This window comes from Siphonobacter sp. SORGH_AS_0500 (assembly GCF_002838835.1).
Classification (GTDB): domain Bacteria; phylum Bacteroidota; class Bacteroidia; order Cytophagales; family Spirosomataceae; genus Siphonobacter.
In genome coordinates this window covers 57,607-83,149 of sequence record NZ_NHPP01000005.1, presented here as the reverse complement: position 1 = coordinate 83,149, position 25,543 = coordinate 57,607, and the positions used below count along the sequence as shown (strand labels likewise).

At 44.8% G+C, this 25,543-nt stretch carries 21 protein-coding genes and 1 pseudogene; 3 read left to right on the top strand and 19 right to left on the bottom strand.

The annotated features are described in order from the left end of the window. Positions 1–15 precede the first annotated feature (15 nt). Positions 16–897: a cation diffusion facilitator family transporter gene (locus tag BWI96_RS07205; RefSeq protein ID WP_232793622.1), complete on the bottom strand. Its 882-nt coding sequence runs from the start codon at positions 895–897 to the stop codon at positions 16–18. 320 nt (positions 898–1,217) lie between these two features. Between BWI96_RS07205 and BWI96_RS07200 the strand changes: the two genes are divergently transcribed. Beyond that, on the top strand, positions 1,218–2,087 hold the full coding sequence (locus tag BWI96_RS07200; RefSeq protein ID WP_106635996.1) for a sugar phosphate isomerase/epimerase: 870 nt from the start codon (positions 1,218–1,220) through the stop codon (positions 2,085–2,087). Positions 2,088–2,161: 74 nt separating this feature from the next. On the opposite strand, the gene BWI96_RS07195 is transcribed toward BWI96_RS07200, so the two are convergent. The 12 genes and pseudogenes from BWI96_RS07195 to BWI96_RS07145 all read right to left on the bottom strand — a co-directional run. Next, complete coding sequence (locus BWI96_RS07195; protein ID WP_106635995.1) at positions 2,162–2,623, bottom strand: GyrI-like domain-containing protein; 462 nt, start codon at positions 2,621–2,623, stop codon at positions 2,162–2,164. 334 nt (positions 2,624–2,957) lie between these two features. After that, the gene (locus BWI96_RS07190) at positions 2,958–3,695 is read right to left on the bottom strand and encodes a hypothetical protein (protein WP_106635994.1); all 738 of its coding nucleotides are present in this window, start codon (positions 3,693–3,695) and stop codon (positions 2,958–2,960) included. Between the two features lie 32 nt (positions 3,696–3,727). Next, entirely contained in the window at positions 3,728–4,678 is a 951-nt protein-coding gene (locus BWI96_RS07185) for a bestrophin family protein (protein ID WP_232793621.1), read from the bottom strand. A gap of 66 nt (positions 4,679–4,744) precedes the next feature. Continuing rightward, positions 4,745–5,179, bottom strand: a complete 435-nt coding sequence (locus BWI96_RS07180; RefSeq protein ID WP_232793620.1) for an ion channel — start codon at positions 5,177–5,179, stop codon at positions 4,745–4,747. A 236-nt stretch (positions 5,180–5,415) separates the two neighbouring features. Continuing rightward, on the bottom strand, positions 5,416–5,862 hold the full coding sequence (locus tag BWI96_RS07175; protein ID WP_106635991.1) for a hypothetical protein: 447 nt from the start codon (positions 5,860–5,862) through the stop codon (positions 5,416–5,418). Next, positions 5,859–6,212, bottom strand: a complete 354-nt coding sequence (locus BWI96_RS07170) for a DoxX family protein (protein ID WP_106635990.1) — start codon at positions 6,210–6,212, stop codon at positions 5,859–5,861. The genes BWI96_RS07175 and BWI96_RS07170 overlap by 4 nt, the downstream gene beginning before the upstream one ends. Before the next feature lie 74 nt (positions 6,213–6,286). Then, positions 6,287–7,042 carry an SDR family oxidoreductase gene (locus BWI96_RS07165; protein WP_106635989.1) on the bottom strand — a complete coding sequence of 252 codons (756 nt, stop codon included), beginning with the start codon at positions 7,040–7,042 and terminating at the stop codon, positions 6,287–6,289. A 51-nt stretch (positions 7,043–7,093) separates the two neighbouring features. Continuing rightward, the gene (locus BWI96_RS07160; protein ID WP_198555172.1) at positions 7,094–7,501 is read right to left on the bottom strand and encodes an AraC family transcriptional regulator; all 408 of its coding nucleotides are present in this window, start codon (positions 7,499–7,501) and stop codon (positions 7,094–7,096) included. Between the two features lie 658 nt (positions 7,502–8,159). Further along, positions 8,160–9,413, bottom strand: coding sequence for a DUF2264 domain-containing protein (locus tag BWI96_RS07155; RefSeq protein WP_106636161.1), 1,254 nt, complete (start codon positions 9,411–9,413; stop codon positions 8,160–8,162). 436 nt (positions 9,414–9,849) lie between these two features. After that, on the bottom strand, positions 9,850–10,992 hold the full coding sequence (locus BWI96_RS07150; RefSeq protein ID WP_106635988.1) for a glycoside hydrolase family 88 protein: 1,143 nt from the start codon (positions 10,990–10,992) through the stop codon (positions 9,850–9,852). 50 nt (positions 10,993–11,042) lie between these two features. Continuing rightward, complete coding sequence (locus BWI96_RS22255) at positions 11,043–11,525, bottom strand: DUF6805 domain-containing protein (protein ID WP_369804111.1); 483 nt, start codon at positions 11,523–11,525, stop codon at positions 11,043–11,045. Positions 11,526–11,573: 48 nt separating this feature from the next. Then, positions 11,574–13,381, bottom strand: a pseudogene (locus BWI96_RS07145) (glycoside hydrolase family 127 protein); the annotation flags it as partial. 207 nt (positions 13,382–13,588) lie between these two features. On the opposite strand from BWI96_RS07145, the gene BWI96_RS21835 reads away from it, so the two are divergent. Continuing rightward, entirely contained in the window at positions 13,589–13,744 is a 156-nt protein-coding gene (locus BWI96_RS21835; RefSeq protein WP_198555171.1) for a hypothetical protein, read from the top strand. Between the two features lie 73 nt (positions 13,745–13,817). Here BWI96_RS21835 and BWI96_RS22250 read toward each other — a convergent pair whose 3' ends face one another. From BWI96_RS22250 to BWI96_RS22240, 6 genes are all read right to left on the bottom strand, one after another. After that, positions 13,818–14,753 carry a RagB/SusD family nutrient uptake outer membrane protein gene (locus BWI96_RS22250; RefSeq protein ID WP_232793619.1) on the bottom strand — a complete coding sequence of 312 codons (936 nt, stop codon included), beginning with the start codon at positions 14,751–14,753 and terminating at the stop codon, positions 13,818–13,820. Continuing rightward, positions 14,687–15,454: a RagB/SusD family nutrient uptake outer membrane protein gene (locus BWI96_RS22245; RefSeq protein ID WP_232793618.1), complete on the bottom strand. Its 768-nt coding sequence runs from the start codon at positions 15,452–15,454 to the stop codon at positions 14,687–14,689. The genes BWI96_RS22250 and BWI96_RS22245 overlap by 67 nt, the downstream gene beginning before the upstream one ends. A 24-nt stretch (positions 15,455–15,478) precedes the next feature. Further along, positions 15,479–17,140: a SusC/RagA family TonB-linked outer membrane protein gene (locus BWI96_RS22835; RefSeq protein WP_255400655.1), complete on the bottom strand. Its 1,662-nt coding sequence runs from the start codon at positions 17,138–17,140 to the stop codon at positions 15,479–15,481. Positions 17,141–17,154: 14 nt separating this feature from the next. Continuing rightward, positions 17,155–18,498, bottom strand: a complete 1,344-nt coding sequence (locus BWI96_RS22830) for a SusC/RagA family TonB-linked outer membrane protein (RefSeq protein ID WP_255400654.1) — start codon at positions 18,496–18,498, stop codon at positions 17,155–17,157. A gap of 281 nt (positions 18,499–18,779) precedes the next feature. After that, a complete protein-coding gene (locus BWI96_RS07130; protein ID WP_232793617.1) occupies positions 18,780–20,054 on the bottom strand; it encodes a family 43 glycosylhydrolase in 1,275 nt (424 codons plus the stop codon). After that, on the bottom strand, positions 19,985–20,698 hold the full coding sequence (locus BWI96_RS22240; protein ID WP_232793616.1) for a family 43 glycosylhydrolase: 714 nt from the start codon (positions 20,696–20,698) through the stop codon (positions 19,985–19,987). The genes BWI96_RS07130 and BWI96_RS22240 overlap by 70 nt, the downstream gene beginning before the upstream one ends. Positions 20,699–20,880: 182 nt before the next feature. On the opposite strand from BWI96_RS22240, the gene BWI96_RS07125 reads away from it, so the two are divergent. Further along, complete coding sequence (locus tag BWI96_RS07125; RefSeq protein WP_232793615.1) at positions 20,881–25,098, top strand: hybrid sensor histidine kinase/response regulator transcription factor; 4,218 nt, start codon at positions 20,881–20,883, stop codon at positions 25,096–25,098. Positions 25,099–25,543 lie beyond the last annotated feature (445 nt).

The following is a 25,543-nucleotide window of genomic DNA, read 5'->3' as shown; positions in this document are numbered from 1 at the left end:
GGTCCGCTTTTGCCTTTATAACATCCATTTACGCTCGGTGGTGAAGGAAATCGTTAACCACATCTGGTAATCGCCTTTGATTAGGTCATACAACTCCTGACGAATCCGATCCAGTTCAATCAGGGGCTTCTGAGCCTGATCTTTAGGTAACAGGAAGTCAATTTCTACGGTATAACTGCTGCCCGTTTTAGCGACGCGAACCAGTAAATCTGTAAAACGATACTGTTGGGCAATTTTTTCCGAAGCTTCGTGAATCTTGTCTTCCACTTCGTCGTCGGGAGCAAACTGAAGTAACTCTTTGATGTTTTTCCAGAACGTACGAGCCGGAATTCGCATGAACAACAGCGAAATAATCAAAACAATGATGGGGTCTAAATAAGGAATGAGGCCGGAGAAGCTCGTATCCTTTAAAAAGTAGCTCAGCGAAAGCACGACTAAAACGCCGAAACTCAGCAAGGCATCCAGTTGCCACTCATTCGCCTCAATCAAAACGTAATCCGACTTTAATTGCCGGGCTTTTTTACGGAAGTATAATCCCAAACCAATGCAAACGATAATCGAGGTAATCAGGTAAGGAAAGGCAATGGTTAATTCTACTTTTCGTCCGCCGTTCAGAATGTCAATAATGGAAGTGGCGAAGGAATAGAGGCACAGGAAAATGATGATGAGCGATTGAACGGAGATATAAAGTGGTTCAAACTGCGAGCGGCCAAAAGGTAGGTTATCGTCGTCGGGCTTGCGGACAAAGTTGGTGACAAACAACGAAACCCCGGACATACTGATCCCGACGAGCGAAAAGAGTGCATCAAAAATAATGGATTTTGAATCGCCGAGAATACCAATGGCTACTGCCCAGACGGTTAATAGGGAGCCAATGGCAATGGAAAGTTTTATCAACTTTCGTGCTTTGAGTTTTTTACGGCGGGGGTTCATGACTATAGAAGCATATACTAATCTAACCAAAAGGGAAGCGAAGAAGTTAGGTTCTTTTGAAATATTTACAAATACTTAATACAGCAAAGATACCTTCAGGACTCAATTTTAAATAGTTGAAAAAGTATCAGTTTACGTTAAATTAGGAACAGTTTAAGTGGAAGAGGGATTAGAAAAGAGCTGTTTTGAATTATTAACAATAGATTCTGCTGGTGAAGGTTGGATAGGCCATATGATTTACGCACATTTGCCTTTCTCTGAACAGGCTTTTACCATCCATTAACATGCAACGTCGTCATTTTTTGAAACAATCCGGTCTTCTTGTTGCCGGTGCCTTCACGCTTCAACAGTCCAAGCTTTGGGCTGCCCCCTCTAAAACGATTAGTCCGTTCGGTGTTCAGTTATACAGTGCCCGTGACGTACTTCCCAAAGATCCTAAGGGCATCATGACCCAGTTGGCTCAATTCGGTTACAAGCAATTCGAAAGCTACAGTGGTCCTAAAGGTTTCTTATGGGGCATGGAACCCAAAGAAATCAAAACCTTCCTCGGTGATTTAGGCGTGAAAATGGTTTCTACACATTTCGATTTCGGTAAAGCAGCCAATAGCTCTGATCAACTGAAAAAAGACATCGAAATGGCAAAAGGGGCGGGCCTGAGTTACCTGTTGTGTCCTTACATCGGTGCACAAAAGAGCTGGGATGACTGGAAGAAAATCGCCGATAATTTTAATAAAGTAGGTGAAGAAGTAAAGAAAAGCGGTTTGAAGTTTGGTTACCACAACCACGATTATTCCTTCAAGCCCCTCGATGGTAAATTACCACAGGAGTTCTTACTCGAAAATACGGATCCTAAAAACGTAATGTTTGAGCTGGATCTTTGCTGGATTGACGTGGCAGGTGTTAACACCGCCGAGCACCTGAAGAAATACGGCAAACGTTACGAACTCTGCCACATCAAAGATTACACCGTGAAGGGGGGCAGACCCGTACAAAACGACATCGGTGAAGGAGCAGTGAATTTCAAGAAAACCCTGCGGAGCGTACTTGATAACAGCAGTATCAAATACTTCCTGGTTGAGCAGGAAGAATACCCCAGTTCACCCATGGAAAGTCTGAAAAAAGACGCTGAGTACATGAAGAAACTTAGTGTTTAAGATTCAGTTTTTATACAAGAAAGGGACAGCTCTCGCTGTCCCTTTCTTGTATAAAATGCATCAATATAACGATTCTATTCCTGTAGAGATATAAATGTTTCTACTTCGGCCTGGTCTCCGTCATGGTATTTTATCCCATGAACCGTAAAGTCAGCCTTATAAGCCCGTTTTAAATCTTTATTGCCCCAAATTTCTACCCAGGTATTGAAAACAGCTTCGGGCATTTTTCCTTTGGATATGAATTTCTGATACACCGAAGTTTCGATGGTCATTCCTACAAAACCTTTTGGGATCGTTTCTAAGGAACGCACGGGTAAACCAATAAGGGTAGTATAAGAACCGGTAAAGTCAGTTTCATAGTCGGTGTAGACAGCATAGATATCGTCGCTGACCTTGTTAGGAATTTGCTTTTGGATGTCTTCACCCCAAAATCTGCCCCATAGTGCCTCAATGTCTTTGGCAGACTGTCCGTTTGCATTGGTTGTTCTCGTTGAAATCCCGATTACATAAAATTCCTGAATGGTTTGATTACTCATTGTTTGAATGGATTTGTTTAAGATTGAGTGATGAACGACGGAAGCGTTGATAGAAGAATAAACCTGTACAAGCTTCTGATGACCCTCTTCTGTAGATCACGTTGTAAAAGTAGAAGGCTCCTGTGACAACCCTATGTCAGGAGTAGCGAACGTTATTTACAAGTATCAAACTATTCTATAAAGGTCATTGAATGACGTTCAAAGGGTTAACTGGGCATCAACAACGCTAAACGCAATGCTCGGTAACCATTTCTCAATCTGCAAAAGGTACTAATCAATCCGTTTTCTTAGGATAGGTTACTTCAAAGAACTTACCGCAAACGCCTGTCAGTAGCTATTGATAAAACTTATCCATTAAACTCATTTGTTTTTGGGTAGATAAATCAAGGCAATCGAAACGCTTGTAAGAGCAGAAAGAGCCCATATCTTTATCGCCATTAATAAAGATTGCACCAATAAGAATCACGTATTTATAGGGATAATTGGTTTTACTCACTAATGTTTCAATACGTTCGTTAATGGCTTCGTACATGACTTCTGTCGCTTCAAATAGTTGATTAGCAGCAGATTTTATTCGATCAGCCTTTTTCAAAAAGATTTGTTCGATGGTGTTCATCTGATAATCCAAATCAGTGAAGTTGCCCGCTTCGATCTGGTTATTCAAAAGCTTTCCCAATGCACCTTTCGCAGCCCCACAACAGGCTGAATTTTCGCTTTGCCCTATTCGATGAATTTCCCCAATAGTCCCATCTTTAGTTATGCCAATGTGAGGGGCATAAAATACAACGACGGCTCCATCTTCGGGAACGTGGTGGGCAAAAGCATTCATTCCGGTAACTCCTGCAAAAGGATAGCCGTTTAAACCTCCCATATGAAAAGGCCCTAGCATTTCATAAGCCCTGGGTGGGTATTGAATCGCATTGACATCATCACAACACATACTATCGGCGTGCATAAGCTGGTTAGGTTTTAATCCTAATTCGTTTTCAATCACGTCGAGTAATTGGTTTACGGTATCTTCGGTTGTCTTAGCGTTTGGATACCACTTCTGTACAGTCTCTAGGTTGGTCATTAAAAGATTTGTTTTGTTTGCTCAATAACTGCTTAAAGCACAATGGTATGCTGGGCTGAGATGGCAGGTGGTAAATCTTTTTCACCTAGCATTTCTCTTAAATCTATTTCTATATTTCGGCTTATCTGCGTAATGGGAATATCGTTCGCTCCTCCCTCAAATGGATTTTCGGTACTTTCGCCAATTTGCTCTAACACGAGAAAAACCCAGCCTAAAATGATACTGAATGGAATAGTTAACCATACCATGCTTTCGCCAAATTTTTCAGTCAATTTTGAAAATTCCCCTATAAAGCCGAGCGGGAGTAATAGGCAAAACAAGTTTGTAAAGTAGAGATTGATGCTCGAAAACTGACGCGGATAAGGGAAGTTCTTAATCCTTTCGCATTTGCCTTGCTGATCGTATAAATCTTTTAACTGATTGGCTAAAGCCACATAGTTATAATCTGAAATGATACCTCGTTCATTCAACGTCTTTAGTTGTGAGGATTGCCGGGCAATGGATTGTGCAGCTCTGTTCTTGGTAGAAAGGATGTACTGACATTCTTCTGCACTTAAAAAAGTTTTCAATTCTTCATCCAGACTGCTCTCCCATTCAGGCACTTGGTAGTATTGCAGGTATTCTTTATTATAACTTTTTGTTTTAATGTTTTCCCAACTCTTTGTTTCCCTTAGTTGAAAACGCAAGGCGGTAAGCCACGCAAAATGACGGTAGATGATTTCTTTATGTAAGGCGGCCTGTTCTACTTTATCGCTAGTGCGTACAAAATCCTTTACCATGATACCCAGTGCCCTACTGCTGTTGATAATAGCCCCATAAATTTGCCGGGCTTCCCACATCCGGTTATAGGTTTGTGTGTTTTTAAATCCTGAAATAAAGGCTGTTGCGGTACCTAACAAAGCAACCGGTACCCACGGAATAGCCAACCATTTTATATCCAGGAAGTAAAAGAGTACGGTGGGAATGGTGCTTAGTAAAAGCATTTTGTAAATCTTGGTTCTCGTCCAAGGAATGAAGTGCAGGAGTTTATAGTGGCTGGCTATGTTCATTTATTTTGTATTGGATGAAAATTTACTCAAAAGAATACCTACTAAAACGACTGTGTAGAATTGCCCGGCAATCCCAATAAAAGCAGTGATGAGTTTAGTAATGTGATGATTGGGGGTGATGTCTCCAAAGCCTATGCTGGTAAAGGTGATGGAACAGAAATAGACAAGGTCGATATAGATAGCCGCTGGCGAAGAAGTATCAATCCCTTTAAAAGACTTTAAGTTTTGATACATGCAATATTGTAACAGAAAAACAGAGATTTCTATCAGTAGTAAGTACCCACAAATGGATGCGGTGATGACGTCGCTATTGATGTAACTGGGTTTTAATAAGAACCGAAGCAGTTCCAGAAACATAAATACAAAAAATACTACGTAATTGATGTTGAGAAAAGTAAAATACCAGGGCACCCCCTTAAAAAATGGGATGCCCATGGGTAGTACTAACACAACTATAAAATGCAGGTTTCTGAACCAATGCCGCCAACTGCTTTTACCGGTAAACATAAAAATGCTTCCCAGTCCCAACACCAGCATATTGATTGGCCAGATGGTTGTGGTATAGAAATCTAAATCGGTAATAAAAATTCCGATAAACAGATGTTGAACCAACGCGAAAAGCAAAAATTCGTACTTGAGTTTTTGTAACCTGCTTATTAACCCACGCATGCTTATTTTCCTTGTCCAATGTCCAATCTATCAAATTTACCCTCAGAGTTTTGATGAAATTTGAAGAATACTTTGAACGTTCCCCATTGCCCTGCGAAGAAATCTCCATAAATGCTTTTACCTTCATTCTCTACCTTGTCAATGCTCAGAAATTTTTCTTTATGATTGAAAGCATTATCAAAAAATGATTTAAAGTTCAAAGTTCTGCCATCATCTGTAAAAACGGGGTCTTTTGTGAAGAAAGAATAAAAGGTAGACTTATCTCCACTTTGTAAGGCATCAAATGCTTTTTTTACCGTTTCGTTAATTAATTTACTGGTGTCCATTTTATTAATAATTTGAAGGTTTTGTAATTCTGATTTTTGAGTTGGGATTACCTGTTTACTTTGCCCACAAGCAGCGAAGCTACTTGTAGTTAGTATGATAAAAAGTGTATATAAATTTTTCATACCGTTTTAGTAAGCGGATGCTGCAAATAAATAATAATTAAATTCATCAATAAAAAAGGTATTTCTATAGCTACCCCTTTCAAATCTTTGTCTAATGCATGCAAACAAATAATCATTAAAATACCTGCTGCCATCAGAAAATTACCCCATACAAATGTTTTAGGAAATAAGATTAATAAGGCAGCTATCATGGTAACTAATCCGTTGACCATGATAGCAGTTTTGCTAAAGTTCCACTTACCGAACATTTCCAGCATTTCGGCTTTTCCTGAAAACATGGCGTAGCCCTGTTTCATACCCATGAATACAGCGATAAAAATCAGGATTGAGTTGATGATTTTTAGTATCATAACGAAGGTTTATGTTAATGCCAAAGGCAAACGACGAATGCCATTTGCCTTTGTAAGAATCATTAAATCAACTTTTATCGGGTGGTGTAACCACCATTGGCAAAGATGGTTTGCCCGGTAATCCACCAGCCATCTGTAACTAAAAATTCTACTAGCGGGGCGATGTCTTCAATTTTAGTTAAGCCACCCAAAGCCGAAGCAGATTTATGGTAAGCAACCGCCTCTTCGCTTTCTTGGCCGTAGAAGAAGGGTGTATCCATGGGGCCGGGTGCAACCGCGGTAACAGAAATGCCGCGTCCACCGAATTCCTTAGAAGCGGCTCTGGTGAAGTGTTCTACGGGAGCTTTGGCACCCGCATACGTAGAGTAGTACCCAGTAAAGGCAGCTAACAACGAGGTCACGATGGTGCAAATTTTGCCATGGTCATTCAGGAGTTTCCCTGCTTCCTGTAAGAAGAAATAGGCTTGCTTTGCATTTACGTCCATCATGGTGTCGTACTCTTCTTCCGTAGTTTCAGTAAACGGCTTTTTAAGTACCATCCCAACGGTGTTAATGGCAATATCTACTCCCCCAAACGTTTCTTTTGCTTTAGCGAAAAGACTGGTGATATTGGCAATATTGGTTAAATCGCTTTGAACCAGAATCGCTTCACCACCCTTGTTTTGGATTTCTGCCAGGGTTTGTTCTGCTTCCGCTTTCGTTTGATCACTATTGTAATGAACTACTACTTTTGCACCTTTTGAGGCCATACTTTTACTCAGCAAACCACCCAGATTCTTTGCACCGCCTGCAATGATTACTACTTTTCCGTTTAAATCGTTCTTTGACATAGTAGGAGTATTGTTAAATGTTAACCCTGCAAAGGTCAAAAAGCGGACGGTCTATTTCATGGTGAACTTTTCGGAACTTTTATAGAGGAAGTTATTTTTTGTACTCTTTCCGAAATTCACCAGCGGTTTGCCCGGTAAATTTTTTAAAAAACTTACCAAATTGGAGGGATCGTAAGTTAGTTTTTTAGCTATTTCAGCAATAGATAGATCGGAGTCTACCAAAAGTGATTTTGCTTTGTTGACAATTTTAAGGTCATAGAAATGACAAGGATGATGCCCGGTTGTTTGTTGTATTGTATCGGAAAGATGGGTGTGTGAAACATACAATTCTTGAGCGATTTGATTGAGTTTTAAAAAATCGTCAAATTGCCCATTTACTACGTCTTCAATATGTTTATCGAGAAAGGCGAAATATTGATTAGTAATTTCCTCGCTTCGTTTAATTTTGCTTTCAGCCATAATTATTTATAATATTTTGAAGGTAAATTTTACTAAAATAGTATACATATAATTTATATTATTCAATAAACAAAATTCTATATTTTAGAGCTTGTCAGAATTTGTTAATAATATTCTGTTTTAGTTCTACTTTCATTAATTACACCCATTCTAGAGTGTGAGCTATTTTCTTTTATACGTATCACTATTTGGTTTACGACTTCTTGTGCATCAGCTTTTCTTTGAAATAAATTCTGGTCTAATGCCATGAAGATTAAGTAGTTAAATATTTATAGCTATTTAATTTTTGTTATTTATATAAGCTAAGGTGAATTTCTTTCATACCAGATGTTTCTTCTATAACAATTGCTTTTGTTTAAGTTCTGCTCGATTTTCTGTATTTCTCAAATAAAAGTAATAATCCAGTATCTACCTAGCTTTAGGTAATGAAAACACTTAACTAATGATTATAATTAATATTCAACTATAAGTATATGTAATCATATTGTCCTTTTGATACTTTTACTTTCTTATCAGAAACTCTTTTAATAAGTTGCAATAGCTTTAAGCATAATCAGGACATTCGAAATGATAGATGAAGGGGTAATTTTATTGCCCCTCAAACGAAAGGCGTTCCGGGTAAGCCTACCCGGAACGCCTTTCGTTTTTATTCTCTTAATTACTTCCAGCTTTCGCTATGATCATGCGGGAAATCTTCGCCACTCCAGATTTTCTGGGCACTCCACTTTTCGGGAGCGTCCTTCCAAAATGGATCGTTTTCGGGTAAACCTAAGGGTAGAAAGATATTCGAAGCAATGTACAAACTGCCCTGATTGTTATAAAAATCGGCCAGATCGGGCTGTGAACCGTATAGGCCGATGGTTAACCAGCCTTTCTCGTACGTTGAGGGACTTTCGAGGGTTTTTCGGATCACCGCCGTCAGGGCACATCGTACCTGAGCAGGTTTCAGCGTAGCAGGCAAAGCTTTTCGCCAAGCCATATCGGCCAAATGATGAAAAGCTGCTCCCCGATAGACAATGGAACGACCCGTGGCAGGGTAGGTTCCGTCGGTATTGATGAGGCGTTCCTGAATAACGGCATATCGCTCATTCCGCTTTTTGATCTTAGCAATCATGCCGTTGTAAGATCCGGTTTTCTGACCAATGACCTGCGTGATGGCGGCCAGATAGGGGTGAATGACGTAGCTGTTGTAGTAATCATAGGCGAAGGTGGTGCCGTCGTTGTACATGCCATCTCCCACGTACCATTGTTCCAGTTGCTGAAGAGCGTAATCGACCCGCATGGGGTCCCATTCATAGCCAAATCGGCAAAAGAACGTTTCGGTGAGAGCCGAGAACAACAACCAGTTGGAAAATACGGGTTTAAACTGACGCGTCGTACGAAGGGCTTTCGCTAGTCGATCCTGATCCGTTTTTGAAAGATGCTCGAAAAGCCAGGGAGCCCGAAGGAAAGCGTAGGCGAGGTAAGAAGCATCGACAATTTGCTGACCACCGATATTGAAGGTCATGTAATCTTTGGCCGTAGAATCCAGAGCATTTGAAATGCCTTTCAGAGCCCAGGCCCGGTACTGATTACGCAGGGCCACTTCTTCCGCCGAACCACCTTCTCCCTGAAGCCACGGTGCGATACCGCTCAATACTCGACCTAACACTTCGACGTACTGCACCTGAATGCGATGTTCGCGGTTGTCGATGCGTTTGGAAGTGACCTTTGGCATCATGATACGCAGACTGTCCTGAGCCAGGTAATACATCACTGGACGCACCATCTGATCCATTTTGGCTAGCCAGAACTGGCGATCGTTTTGAGTTGTGGGTGGATTAGCGGTACCTTTTTTATTCTTTTTTTGAGCGAAAAGAGGGCTAAAACCCAGGCAGAGGCCGAAGGTAATGAGGGAAAGAATACGTTTCATTAGGGGAGAAAAATTCAGGAAAATAAAATGAAAAATACTTTGGTTATGGATGCCACTTTTAGAAAGTAATACGGGCATACTACTGGTAGCTACACGTATATCTTTGACCTGTCATCCAGAGCGAAGGACCTTACTTAGTAGTCGCGGTTGTTCCTTATTGGCAAGTTTGCTATCTCCCGCAGTCGCTTGGCTCTGCCGAGTGAGGAAATGGAGTGCAGGACTCTGGCCGATGGTAGGTAAAGCTTTTAGGGTAAGCAAGTCTGTTAGTTTCTGGTCTATTTCTTTGCCTCAGACGGCCAGAGGCCTACAGTTATGCGGTCACTCGGCAGAGCCGAGCGACTGCGGAGGAGAGAGCAAAGCGGGCACTTGCCAAGGTTACTAACCCATCCCTTTTCTGAGCATGGATGAATGATAAAAGAACGTCACCCGCAACCATTTAATGCTTAACCGGATCAGGCTTTTTAGTGAGATGTCGATGTAACTCACAACCCGCCAGCAGAAAAGCTCCTACTCCAAAATTGGTGGTGGAATTGGCATCCACAATCTGACCGGGGATGGCTTTTTCGCCAATGGGTTGCACGTAACCAATCTTCCCGTCGGGCTGTAAAGCTACGGTTGAAAGGTACTCCCAAGCCTTGAGAGCCGCTGGTAAGTAGGTTTTTTTAGGTAAATAGCCGTGATTGATTCCCCAAAGCATGCCGTAGGTAAAGAAAGCCGTTCCGCTGGTTTCGGGGCCGGGAGCGTGCTCGGGATCGAGCATGCTGCGGGTCCAGTAGCCTTCTTTCTGCTGAGCTTTTAGAATGGCTTCAGCCAGTCCCAGAAATTTGGTTTCATACGTTTTCCGGTGCGGATCATTCTTAGGTAAATCCTGCAAAACTTTGGCTAATCCGGCAAAGACCCAGCCGTCGCCCCGAGCCCAGAAATCTTTTTTCCCATTCGCACTTTTATGCTTGGGATACACGTATTTGGCATCACGGTAATAGAGTTTTTCCTCCGCGTCATACATGATAGTATTGGCGTAAGAAAAGTATTCATTCAGTTTTTCCAGGTATTGTTTGTCTCCCGTCACTTTATGGAGCTTTGTCATGACGGGCATTACCATGTATAACCCGTCCGCCCACCACCAGTAGTCCGATTTCGGTGTGCTCATTTCGTAAGTCATCACTTCTTTCGCTCGGGCAATTTTATGAGGTTCGGGTTTCAGGTTATACAGGTCTATGTACGTCTGGAAGCAAATCTGCCAGTCTCCAAACAATACATAATCGTCCGTCTCACCATAAGAATATTTCCAGTTTTCAGGCTGGGTTGATTTAGCTCCTTTCCATTCATTTTGTTCGGCCCAGGCTTCAGAGTATTGACGGTATTTTTCGTTTCCGGTACGAAAATACGCCTCCATATTTCCCGTGTGATACGCAGCATTGTCCCAGAAAGCTCGACCCTGTTTCGGATTTTTCGTTTGCCAGTAGTCATTTGCTTTTTCAATGTCCTGTAAAACGGCCTTGGCCGAAGGCTTCTTCTGGGCGTAGGTAACAAGCGTGCCGCACAGCAGAACAATGCTGAGGTAAGTGGTTTTAATCATGGGAGATCGTAATGGAATGGGAAGAGGAGCTCTTCCCAGGAATTTGGAATTTACTTTAATAGGCGGACTTCATAAATTGGTCCGGTTTCTGAGCCGGCTGGAGCTTCGAATTTGATGAGAAGGGTATCCGATTTCTGAGCTGCTTCGGGTAAGGCATAGGTTTTCGTGAAGAAACCTTTACCGTCATTTTTCTCTAGCTGTACCTTTTCCAGGAGGGCACCATTGAGGTACAGGTGAAAACGTTGCGGAGCATCATCCGAATGGAACGTTAACTGCAAGCTGCGGGCGGCCTGATTTTTGTTTTTTAATGAATAACTAAACCAGCCTTTGGCCCGACGGAAATGCACGTCTTCGTGTACACCAATATCTGTTTTCTCACCCTGAAAGCCATGATCAGATTCGGGTTGCTGCTCACCCGTAGCAATTTTATCTACCGTCGAGTTTTCCAGCTTCAGCGTTAACTCATCGCTTTTTTCCAGTTCTTTCAGTCGGGCTTTCTGATTCTCGGGAGAGGCATAAGGCCAGTAAATCATGTACCGACTTTCATGAATTTGATAAAAAGGTTGTAGTTCAGCCGCTTGTCCCGCCAGACGGAAACGTAAATGCTGACCGGAAACGGGTTTAATACTGGCCACTAAATCCTTTGGATTCGATTGGATCAGCAAAGGAGCCTGGGCTAAAGGCGTCATAGGTCCGTGGGCAATGTGACCCATCCGGCTGTCATCGGCGTATAATCCAGCTAGATTCTGCTTGCCCGTGGCACTTGCCAGAACGATGGGACCGTGTACGAACGATACCCAGGCCGAGGAATCTGGTAACACTTCGGCGGTGGTAGTCATGGGCAAGCTCAGGCTAAGTTGATCGCCGGTTTTCCAGGTGCGGTCAATGATTACGTAACCTTTATCATCCGCCGAAACGTTTACTGGTTTTCCGTTCACTTTTACCTGAAACCTTTGGCCCAAAGGGGTTGACGCAGGTGCAAAGCCAGTCGCGTAGGCTTTGTTACTTTGAAGCTTAGTCGACTCTGTTCTTCTTCGGGAAAACGCGTTTGTTGGGTTAAGGTTAATCCTTTTTCTTTCCAGGTTAAGACCGAAGGAATAAAGAGATTCACGTATAAGCTGGATGCATCATGAGCATAAATCAACTGGCCATATTTGCCGTGGTTTTCCATGCCCGAACCCACGCAACACCAGAAGCCTTCCTGCGGCTGGGAGTACACGCGGTAATGTTGTGGACGCATCGGCGTAAAGTACACAAATCCGCCTTTCTCAGGGTTTTGCGAGGAGAGGATGTGGTTATATAACGTTCGTTCGTAATAATCTACGTAGGCTGAAGAGGGCTGACGGCGGTATAGATCTTCCGTCAGTTTCAACATATTATAACTATTGCAGGTTTCGGGGCCTTCCACGGAATTTACCATTGACGTGAAATTGGTAGCGGGGTGAAAGTGCTCCCGCACGCTATTCCCACCAATGGAAACCGTACGATGATGCACCACCGTTTGCCAGAAGAAATCCGCTGCGTTGGCCCAGGCGGCGTCCTGATCCTGCTGAGCTACGCGTAGATAACCAATGACTTTAGGAATCTGCATGTTTGCATGCAGGCCGTTGAGTTGATCTTTCTGGTTTAAAAGTGGTTGGAGTGTCGATTGATCCGAAAAACGCCGGGCGAGCTTCAGGTATTTTTTATCCCCCGTAATGGCTGCTACATCGGCAAAAACTTCGTTCAGACCGCCGTGTTCGGAAATTAATAACTGCTGGATCTGCTCATCGCTCAACGAAGCCGTAAGGTTTAGCATCCAGTCGGTTAACGCGATCAGCATTCCTTTGGCTTGTTGATTGCCCGCAATAAGGTACGCATCCCTTAAACCCGCGAAGGTTTTATGAATATTGTACAGTGGTACCCATTTGTGGTTGAGTGAAAAAGTACCCGCGTCAATTTTCCCGTTTTTAATCTCGGCCCAGATGACCTTTCCGCCCGGAATACCTCCGACATAACCATCGCCATTTTTTCGCTGACAGGAATCCAGTACACTGACCATGTAATTCAGTCGGCGAGTTGCGTCTTTGTCTCCCGTTGCCGCAACCATTTGAGCCAGAGCCGTGAGGTAATGGCCGCCAATGTGACCATCCAAACCCGTATTTTCCCAGTTTCCATAACTTTTAACCGCTGACGAAAGTCCAGCTTCCCGGCGGTAAGGAGCCAGAAGGCGTTCGGGATTCAGTTTAAGGATGTACGCTAAATCGGTTTGTTGGGCTTGCTGGAAAGGGCCGGGTAATAGTCGGACGGATGAAAGAGGGAATGTTTCGACTTGCTGGGCCTGAGTAGAGCTGAACAGGAGCGAAAGCGTCAGTGCTGATCCGAGGGTTTTGAGGCTTAACTTTTTCATGTAATACCAGAAATTCCTTTTCTATTATGAGGTTAACGTTTTCTAATATGAGGTTAATGTTGAAAGATAACCTTCATTTTAGAATTTAATTATTAAATGCCGATTTAATACGCTGGCCAGTTGACCTTTTAACGAAGGCGGACTGTTTTCATAATGGAACGAGTAACCATAGAAAAGGAATGTCTTTCAATTGATTAAGGTAGTAACGTGTCTCCTCGTTCGTCCGCGACTATGTTGCGAATGCCTGAGAAAAGCGTCTGCGACGCTCAGTGTTACAAACGTGGAGGGCGTATTGCTGGCAGCGTGGCCCGGCCAGATTTTCGCTGGCAGTGGTATGCCCGTAAAAGTAAACTCGTTTACTAATTTTATAGAGCAAACCCAATAAAACACAAGAATCCTGGCTGGAGTAACCCAGCCAGGACTTTTCATCGAATCACTAATTATACCCAGGGTTCTGTTCCAGTACGGCATCTTTATTAAGCTGAATTTCCGTTAAAGGAATAGGCATTAATAAATGCGTATTGCTCAGACCGCGAGTCGGGTTAAAGCCATTGTTTCCGTTCAGACGCGTGGCACGCTCTACCAGCGTTTTGGTTCGCATGAGTGTCATCCGGCGGTTTTCTTCCCCAACCAGTTCCCGAACGCGTTCATCCAAAACAAAATTGAGGGTCATCTCTGAGGAAGAAACTTTACCTACACCCGGATAACCTGGGAAGGCCCGCTCGCGAAGCGTATTGATGCTGGCTGCTGCTGCTTCGAGTTTCCCCTGTTTTACCTGAGCTTCGGCCAGTAGCAAATAAGTTTCACCGAGACGCATCAGTACCATGTCCTTGATCATTGCATAGCCAAACGTATCGTTTGGATCGAACTGATACCATTTGGTCGTGTGCGGTGCCAGGTTAAATACCGTATCTGCTCCTGCGTAGGGGACGGGTTTGCCGAAGGTCGATGGCTTGCTGGCATCGTTATAAACGTATCGGCGACGAATGTTGTAGGGTGAGTTACGAATGTCTCCGGGCTTATAAAGTTCATAAAGAACCCAGTTACTCAATCGCAGACGACCTAGTGCTCGACCTCCCGTAGAATCGGAGAGAGCCATACCCGGTACATTGTGGTAAGCCGCTCCCCATACCCGGCGGTGTTGCGGGTTATCGGTGATACCACCAACAACGGTATTGGGGTTTTCCTGCTCCAGTACCCAGATCGCTTCCGTGTTACCCTGTACCCGACGTTGGTTGCCGTAAATGAACATGTCGTGGTAATAGTCACCGGGTTGCGTCGACTGAATGCCGTAGCGACCTTTCACTAATTTGAATCGACCACTGTTGATAATGCTCTGCAACTGAGCCTCTGCCAAATCGGGTTTGTCCATTCGCAGGTAGCTTCCGCCAGCAGTTGCATAGCCATGAATTTATTCGCCCGGCCATAAAGCTTCCCTTTGGTGTTACTCCCCACGCTTTCAATGTCGGGTAAGTTATTTACTGCAAAGGTCAAATCTTCTACGATCACTTTATTTACCTCATCGAGAGAAGCCCGTACGAAGTCTGTTTTAGGTGCGGACAGAGCTTTCGTAATAACCGGAACCCCACCAAAACAGGTTGCCAGGTTGTTATAAGCGTAAGCTCTGAAAAACTTGGCTTCAGCACTGATGCGATTCTTACCTCCCTGACTGATTGCAGTTAAACTGGGGTCCTCAACAGAATTAATGATCGTATTGGTGAGGTTTACCATGATGTAGTTCCGGTTCCAGAAATAACTTGCTGCTCCGTCCGTAGGCGTTAGCAGGGTATAGTTGTAATACGGAATTTCGATCCCTTGCTGATTGGGCGTTGCATTGGCAACGTCCGTACCTACTTGCCAGACGCTAAGCCAGCCTTGTTGACCAGACCAAGAGTAATACGTACTGGTATGGTTGTAAAGACCCACCAGCGATGAATTAAGACCCAGCGAATCATTTAACGTAATGGGGGTATACGAAGAATAAGGTTTTTCGTCAAGAAAGCTTTTCTGACAGGAAGATGTTGCCAGTACCACCGCCGCGAGGGCAGCCAGCTTTACATATATTTTTTTCATTATGATCAAGATTAGGGTCGCGTATTAACGAAGCGAAACATTTAAGCCTAGTACCAGCGAGCGGGTCAATGGATAGTTATTCGTCCAATCCCCAGAGCCTCGACTGCTTTGTACTGCTTCGGGATCCCAGCCAATCCAGTTGGTAAAGGTGTACAGGTTCCGACCACTGGCGTATACCGTGAGACTACCGAGACCTAATTTATTCGCCAGATTCTGGTTCAGATTGTAGCTCAGCGTCACGTCTTTGATCCGGGTATAACTGGCGTCCGAAGCATAACCATATCCCCGCGTATTGCGGTAGGCCAGCGAAGGCCGGGTATTGCTCTGATTGTCAGCCGTCCAATAGCCTACGGCAATAGGCGTATTGCGTTTTCCGGTTTCATCGGCGTAGGTAAGGTCGGCGTTGTTACGAGTTACCCCCTGTACAGTTTGCAGGAACACACTCAGGTGGAAGTTTTTGTAATGGAAGGTGTTGGTTAATCCGCCCGTCCATTTAGGAGCCGTTTGTCCGAGAATAATCCGGTCGCCATCGGGGGTAATCTTGCCATCGCCATTGAGATCGGCAAATTTCAAATCTCCAGCCACGGCACTTGGATCCTGATCGGCTGGGTTTTCGCCCTGTTGCCATACGCCAACCATTTTGTAGTCATAGATGACACTGATGGGCTTGCCAATAAACCAGCGGTTTCCTAAGTCATCTTTTTTGTCTCCGTACAGGTCCACGATGCGGTTCCGGTTCGAAGCAAATACCAGTGTCGTTTCCCACTTGAAATCTGAGGCGGTCAGGTTACGAGTGTTCAGCGTTACTTCAACCCCTTTGTTTGAGGTTTCACCCAGGTTAGCAAATACGCTGGAATAACCATTCACAATAGGTATGCTTCGAAGTAAGAGTAGACCTTTGGTGCGGTTTTGGTATAATTCCACACTACCGTTGATGCGATCATTGAAAAGTCCGAAATCAACGCCTAAGTTCTGGCTCACCGTCGTTTCCCAGAGCAGGTTGTTGTTACCCATGTTACTCGGGAAGGTGCCGATGGTACTGATGCCGTTGAAAGGCGAGCGACCCGTGCTGGAAGTAGTAATGGTTCGGTATACACTGATGGCTTCGTTACCTGTTTTTCCGTAGGAGAAACGCAATTTCAGGTTATTCACGATGCTCTGGTTTTTCATGAATGCTTCATTGCTGATATTCCAGCCCAAAGCAGCCGAGGGGAACAAACCATATTTCGTAGTGTTACCTCCAAAAACCGACGAGCCGTCATTTCGGGCAGTAACAGTGAACAGATACCGACTATCGTAGGAGTAATTAATCCGGCCCATCTGAGAATTCAGGGCATAACGGTCCGCATACGAGGTGCTCGACTGCGTGGCTCCGGCTCCCAGGTTATTGAACGAAAGCTGATCATTCACAAACCCCGTAGACGAACCCGTCGTAGTACCGTACTTCCGTTGTTGAGCACTGTACAGACCCGTAAAATCGAAGTGGTGCTTACCGAAGTCTTTGCTGTAGGAAATGATGTTTTCCAGCGTGAAACTGTTGGTTTCCGAGTAAGACGTGTAGGCCGATCCTAACAAGTCATTGGCCGCTCGTCCGCTATAGCTGCCGAAGCGGGTTGGAATGTAGGAATAACCAATGTTCATGCGGTATTTCAGACCTTCCAGTTTACCGGGTAACTTCACCTCCACGTATCCGTTACCGTTCAGGTAGTATTGCGATCCAGTCGGTCGGTCGTCAGGCCCAGCAAGGGGTTAGCGTACAACTGCTCAGGGAACATGGGGAAAATCTTGTAAGTCCCGTTGGTATTGTACATCTGCCCGTAAGGACTCATGGCCGAAGCATTCAGCAAATTGGCCCGACCGCCATCGCGGTTGTTATTGGCAATGAAAAGTGAAGTTCCAACGGTCAGGAAGTCCGTCAGGGTAACGTCCAGATTGGAACGGAAACTGGCCCGCTTGTACTGATAGCCCTTAACTACGCCTTTCTGATCCAGGAATTCCCCGGAAACAAAATACCGAACGTTGGGAGAACCACCCGAAATACTCAGGTTGTGATCCTGTAAAACGCCCGTTTGGGTAGATTCCTTAATCCAGTCGGTAGTAATACCAGCGTTGTAGTTAGGAAGCTCGTCGTAGTTAGGAACCGGGAAAGGAGCTTTCTGACCCGTTTGTGTGATAAAATCAGCGTACTTCTGTACGTATTCAGCTCCGTTTCGTGGACGAAGAATGTGAGCAAACTCTTCAAACCCTACGTAATTGTTGTAACGAATGGTAGGCTTGCCCGTGTTTCCACGTTTGGTGGTAATTAGGATAACTCCGTTGGCTCCATTCGTACCGTAGATAGCTACGGCAGAGGCATCCTTCAGGATTTCCATCGACTCGATGTCGTTAGGGTTAATGTCGTTCAGCGAGCCTCCGGTTTTACTCAGCGGAATACCATCCACTACCACAAACGGGCCCGAGTTGGCATTGATCGAGTTTTGCCCCCGAACGATGGTGGTAGGCGTTGCACCGGGTACAGAGGAAGGCTGGGAGATGTTTACCCCCGCTACCGAGCCCTGAACGGCCTGCAATACGTTGGTAACGGGCAACTGCGACAAACGAGCTTTAGGTACGGAGGCAACCGCCCCTGTAATGTCCGATCGCTTCTGCGTACCATAACCCACAACGACCACCTCACTCAGAGCCCTGCTGTCGTCTATAAGCTGTACGTTCAGGGTCGTTTGAGAACCTACGACTACCTCCTGAGTGGCATACCCTACGTAAGAGAATACCAGTATGGGGTTTGTTGCCCGGTCAGGAATCTGGAGTTTGAAGTTCCCGTCGGAGTCCGTGTTGGTACCCAGGTTCGTTCCTTTGAGCGAAACACTCGTACCGGGAATCCCCTGCCCGTTGGCATCGGTCACCTTACCAGTGATAATGATAGCCGCCTGAGTACTTCGGTTATTGGTCGAAGGTACCAATGACTGGCCGGTCCAGGGCTGAGCAAATAATCCACCTGGCTGGTGTAAAATCGCTCCACAAATGAGTAGCCATTTGAATTTCATAGAATGTACAGGAGGGGTGTCTAACTATTTGTAGAATTAATGTTCAATAGAAGGACATTGGTTAAACTTATTACTTGAATAGTCCAAAAGTAGAGGGGCGGGTGCAGATGAGTAGGGGAAAAATTCGTCAAAAAGCGGGGGTAAATTTGATTCGATCCAATTCAGAATCAGATCATTAAATTTTGAGTGAGAATTGTACGGGCTGAAATGAATTTACCAGCAAAAAAAATCAGCTGACGCAGATGCACCAGCTGATTCGATACGATTGGAGACTATTGAACTTATTTTTTCTTTTTCAAAGAGACGGGTTTTATACCATTAAACGTGGGTTGAACTTTCTTAATGCTGCCGTCGGCGTTAAACGTTAAAGCATCAATACAGGTTTCGCGATTGTAGCCCGCCGCATCACCCATCGTGATTCCGTCAGGATAATGGAAACGGTGGTAAACGATGTACCATTCGTCTTTACCGGGAATCTGAATGATGGAGTTATGCCCCGTTCCGTAGATGCCCACATTTTTATCTTTTTCAATAACGATGTTGTTTGCAGGAATCGTAATAGGTCCCAAAGGTGATTTGGAGGTACCGTAACGAACGCGGTAATTTTCGCTACGAGTGTCGTCTTCCGACCAGAAAAAGTAATACGTTCCTTTCCGATACACGACATAGGTGCCTTCCCGGAAGGTAGGGTCAGGGGTAATAACTTTCTGAGTTTCGGGCTTAATCGAAAGCAGATCATCGCTAAGCTCAGCAACGGCCATATACCCATTTCCCCAGTATAAGTAACTCTTGTTGGTTTGTGGATCAGTGAATACATCTGGATCAATCTCCTGACCCCCATTTACCCCTTCAGGATGTTTATCAATAAATGGTTTCCCGAAATCTGTGAAAGGACCCGTGGGCTCGTCCGCCGTAGCTAATCCGATTTTCTGGGCTCCTGAATAAAAATAGAAGTACTTATACTTGCCGTTAATCTTTTTCTCTACAATACACGGTGCCCAGGCGTTACGGTTGGCCCAGGTAGTTTGCTTGGGCAAATCCAGAATGACGCCTTCATCATGCCAGTTGACGAGGTTATCCGAAGAAAATACTTTGAAAGAAGTTCCTGACCAGGAATGATAACCATCACTAGTGGGATACAGGTAGAACTTACCCGTTTTCTCAGCGTATAAGATCTCAGGATCAGCGTAATAACCACCCAGAACGGGGTTGTTGGCTAAGGGCCATTTCTGAGTCAATGCCTGATACTCAGCATTGGTAATGGGAAGAACCGTACCGTGGCGAGGCAGAAAATTCATCGAAATTTCATGATCGACCTTCGTGAATTTCTTCAGATCCTTACTTGTCGTAAACTCGTAGCGACCCTTCGTATAAACATCGTACATCAAAATGTACGAATCCGAATTATTAAGCTTGAAAACGCCCGAGCCTTCAACGGGATCTTTGGTCTGCTGCAAATACTCGTCATGCTGGGTGTAAGGGCCCGTTAAATTCTTCGCTGTAGACTGCTTGATTCCGTTCCCATTGCCTTCCGTTTTATAAAACAAATGATACACGCCATCTTTATTAATAATGTCGGCATCAATGCAGGACCGCCCTGTGGGTTGGTAAAGAGTAACTTAGGGGCACTTTCTAAAGCCGTAAAATCGGCATTAGCGTAGGCATAGTAGACCTTATCCGCATCCTGACCAAAACGCATGGACCAGTAGATCATGTATTTTTTCGCAACAGGGTCGTAAATGGTTTGGGGTGCCCAAACGCGATTTACGTCTTTAAACTCGGGGTAAGTTTTGGTTATGTCAATTTTGCTGGATTCCCAGTTTACCAAATCCTTTGACTTGAGTAATACCATGCCGTGATTCGGCCCCCAGCCGTATTTAACGGTGTGCATATCCGTTGCCACCATGTAAAAGGACTGGCCATCTTCCGAGCGAAGAATGTGCGGATCCCGCACACCGCCCGTTGCACTAATCGCCTCCGAAGCAATGACGGGTTGATTATAATTTAAAGCTTTGTAGTTATAACCATCTTTGCTAACCGCAAAACGAATGGCTTCCTGATTGTTTCCTTTTCCAATGAAATAGACAAACAGGTAAGCTGAATTAGGTTCTTTTCTCGGGGGAGTACTGGCTAACGTTGGTTCCAGACAGCCGATCAGCATGAACAGAACGAATGAAAGCCACTGCAAACGTAAAATCATAGATTTAGGGAAATATGTGAATGGTTACTTGTAAATGAAAAAGAATTAGGTCAACTTATAATACCCTCGTTGCGTAAAATCTTATTCACTAAGTGATTTATTAGTAGGCAAAAATACATTCAGTTTTAATGGGAAGACAGGCTAGAATTCGTCAAAACAGAGGTGCATTTTAGTTAATGGGTATGCAGGGCATTTACAAATACGTCTTTTTCTTCTGGGGCCTAGCCCTTTTTCCTATCCTGAGCTCAGCTCAGTCTGAGACGGGGCAGTTTCGATTTGAGCACATTACCGTGAATGAGGGCCTCTCTCACAGCGATGCTATGTGCGTAACGCAGGACCCCTTAGGTTTCATCTGGATCGGAACAAACAAAGGACTGGATCGTTACGATGGGCATGAGCTGAAGAAATACGAATTACCCCTCAATGATCAGACGGGAACCGCAGTCAACCGCATCCGCACCTTACACATCGACCAGAAAGGTCATCTCTGGACCGGTGTTGAGCGGGCGGGCCTCTATTGGTATAATGCCGATTATGACCGCTTTTTCAGCATCAGGGAACGGCCCGGTGCTCAGTCGCACCCTCTACTTGTGCAGCAACTGGCTCGGGTCAATATCAATGCCATGGCCTCCGATGCTTCCAATCGCATGTGGATTGCTACGCATCAGCTAGGGCTTTTCTGTATTCAGTTTACTCCCACAGGAGCCATTCAATATATCCGGAAAATCGATTTACCCGGCTTATCAGAACCTACCATTACCCGACTCAGCCTAGATCAACGGGGGCAGTTATGGATTGGTACGATGGATCATGGGTTATGGGTACTGAATCGTCCCGGCACTTCTACGATGGCCACTCAGGTGAAGGTCCTTAAAGATACTAACATCCGGGCCTTACATCTCGACCGTCGCGGTGATTTATGGATTGGCAGTGGAGGCCAGGTCTTTTGGGTCGATTCAAAATCTCTGTCGAATGGGATAAATATCCAGCCTGAAGCTTTAAAACGGAGTTTTGCAGAAATTGAAAGCCTGTATCTGGATTCCGCTCACCGACTTTGGATTGGCACGAGTTATGGGCTTTTGCTAGTGAATGCCGGTACGCTTGCGGGCGTTCCGGTGGATGAAAAGCAGGTGCATATTTTTCTTCCCCATGACAATGATCCTCATAGTATTAACTCGGTTCGGGTGCATAACATGATGGAAGACCGTTTCCATAATGTCTGGCTGGCAACCTCGGCGGGCGGTTTGAATTTGCTGAAGCTTCAATCGAAAGCCTTTGGGCTACTTCGTCGGCAAATGTTAGGATCAACAACCCCGGCTCATAACTATATCAACGCCGTTTATAAAGACGAAAAAGCCCAGCGGCTCTGGATGGGAACCCGCAACGGTTTTGCGAGTTATGACCTGAAAACTAAAACCTATCGTGACTACCTGAATCGTCCGACTTTTGGTCAGGATAATGGTGTAGACGTGTCCGCCTTTTATCAGGATCGAAAAGGAACGCTCTGGATTGGAACCCGTTACCGGGGTCTGATGCGATTGACGGGTACGGGCGACCTGTTTTCTCTGCCTGCTATGCCGCTGAGTTCCGGCTGGAATTCTGTCAGTATTGAAAACATCACGCAGGACCGTCACGGGATTATTTGGATAGCCACATTCAACGCAGGAATTCTGGCTTACGCCGAAGACGGCACCTTTCTACAGGCCTTTTCGTCGCAGAATAAAACGATGCCAACCCGGCAGTTTACTTCTTTATTATACGATCCTTCGCAAGACGTTCTTTGGGCCAGCACCCGAGATCGCGGCGTATTGAAACTGAAAATCACGGGCAGTAAATTGCAAGTATTGAAAGAGTTTGGGCACCAGCCAGAAAATATTCACAGCCTGAAAACTAATTACGCCTGGCCTTTAGTAAAAGACCGGCAGGGGAATATCTGGGTAGGAACCATTGGCGGGGGCTTGCATCGGATTTCAGTAAAGAACGAAACCATTGAGCGATACGACAGACGAGTTCCAGAAAAGGACGTAGAGAGTATGTTGATGGATGAGTCGGGTAACCTTTGGATTGGAGGAGCGGGTTTATACGAATTTAATCCACAGAAGAACCAGCTCTTACATTATGATGTGACGGATGGTTTACAGAGTAATTCCTTTAAAGTTGGAGCGGCTTTTCGCTCAAATGATGGGACGCTCTACATGGGTGGAATCAATGGAATTACGTATTTCAAACCCGCCGACATTCGCCCGAATCCGTATCCACCACTGGTTCAGATCACGGATCTTAGAATTCACAATCAGTCAGTTACTGCTGGCGATACCCTGAATGGGCGGGTTTTGATTAGTCAATCCTTCGCCGACTCGCCGAAAATGGAGCTAGATGCTTCGGAAAACGATTTTTCCTTAACCTTCGTTGGATTGAATTACGCCAATCCTAAAAAACAGCGATACGCTTACCAACTGGAAGGATACACGAAGGATTGGGTGGAATTACCTGCCGGACAGCGGACGGCCAGTTTTTCCAATTTACCGGCCGGAGACTATATTTTCCGCGTTCGGGCGACGAATGGCGATGATGTCTGGTCTACGAATTCGCTGAGCTTACCCATCACCGTTTTGCCGCCCTGGTGGAAAAGCTGGTGGGCCTACGTAATCTATGCATTGGTAATCAGTGGTGCGTTATTCGTGTATCGAGGTATTGCTACGGCTCAGCAGGATCTGAAAAATAAGCTGGCTTTTGAAAAATTCCAGAACGAAAAAGAGAAGGAATTAACGGATTTGAAACTGCGGTTTTTTACGAACGTTTCGCACGAATTGAGAACGCCCTTGACCTTGATTCTGGGGCCTATAGAAGAACTGTTATCCAGTAGAAATCAATGGCCGGGCCTTAAGGAAAAGGTAGTGCTCATGCACGGTCAGACCCGTAAGCTGCTGGATTTGGTCAATCAGTTACTCGACTTTAGAAAAGTGGAATCCGGCCATTTGAGCCTGAAAGCGAGTAAGGAGAACATTACCAGTTTTGTAACCGAGTTATTCCTCATCTTCAAGTTAAAAGCCGAAGAGAAAGAATTGGATTATGAGTTGATAAGTCCGCAGGAAGCCATTCCGCTTTACTTTGATCGTGACAAACTGGAAATCATCCTGACCAATCTGCTTTCTAACGCCTTTAAATATACGCCATCTAAAGGGAAGGTGCGTTTTTACCTGGAGGTGGTTGGAGATTATCACCAGAACGGCGTGTTTACCAAAGGTCATCTCACGAATCATTACCTGGAGATTCGGGTGCGTGACTGGGGCACGGGGATGCAGGAAGCGGAACTGGAGCATATTTTTGATCCTTATTACCAGGCTTCACACACGGAAACCTTACGAGTGATGGGTTCCGGGATTGGTCTTTCGCTGGTGAAGCAGTGGGTTGAGCGGCATCAGGGAGAAATTAGCGTTGTCAGCTCGCCCGGCAACGGAACCACCTTTACCGTTCGTCTGCCTTTTGGTCCGGCTCATTTACAGGAAGGCGATTTACGTACGGCAGAGCCCGTAATCGATACGTCCATAACCCCCGAAAATCTGGAAACCCTGGCAGAACCCCTTTTACCACCCAGCCGATTGCCTAACTCTCTGCGATTATTAATTGTGGAGGATAACGAGGAACTGCGGACGTATTTACAGCAATTATTCGTTGATGATTTTGAAGTAATAACTGCCAAAGATGGGCTGGAAGGTTGGACTCAGGCTTTAACATATTTGCCCGACTTGATTGTCAGTGATATTATGATGCCTGGAAGCGATGGGTTGGAGTTATGCCGGAAAGTAAAGCAGCACCCCAAAACTGCTCACATTCCAGTCGTATTACTTACGGCCCGGGCGGCGGCTTTGTATGAACTGGAAGGACTCGAAACGGGAGCGGACGATTACGTCTCCAAGCCTTTCCATCCGAAAGTTCTGGTCGCCAAGGTTACGGGTTTGCTACAAAACCGAATGAAGCTGCGGGAGTATTATCACCGTCAGATTTTGCTGGAACCGGGTGAAGTAGTGATTCCTGATGCCGACAAGCAATTCCTGGAAAAAGCAATGCAGATTGTTGAAAGCCAGCTCCAGGAACCAGACTTTAACGTGCAAATACTGGTTCAGGAAATGGGTATGAGTCAGTCGGTCTTTTATCGCCGACTCAAAAGCATTACCGGACAAACCGTGGTCGAATTCATTCGCGATATACGAATGAAGCGAGCCGCTCAGTTACTAGCCAGCACGAACATCCGCGTGTCTGATGTGGCGTATCAGGTAGGAATTGAGGATGTAAAATACTTCAGGAAGATGTTCCAGAAGCTCTATAATGTTCCTCCTTCAGAATACGCCAGACAATTTCGAACGACGGAAGTAGTGGATGATTTGTCGGAGCTCTGATTCTAAATGAGTTACACTTGTCTCTAACGGGGTTAAAGGGCTAATGACTTCCTTTTTATGAAATCATATCCCAATACTTCGGAAGGTCCTTCGTTTGGGATGGCCAGTAAAGGGGGAACTAACTTAGGTAAGTCCTCAAAAGGTATAAATTACAAACAGACTTAGACTGACAATTAAAGCGGCTAAGCCGATGATAAGCCACTGTTGAAAACGACTGGTACGTTGGGTTGGGTAGTTGGACTTCATGCTTACTGATAATTTTATACAATAATAGGTAGGAAGTCGCTCGCAAGAGGGTGTCTTTTTCGCTTCAAATAGGGGTCAAAATTGATAGGGCGGCTACAATTAGTAGTTAGTTCTGCTAAATAGATAGGTATATCGATTCATAAGTCTTAAAACGCGGTCTAAAATGTGTAATTGAAGACCTTGATATGAATCGAAATAT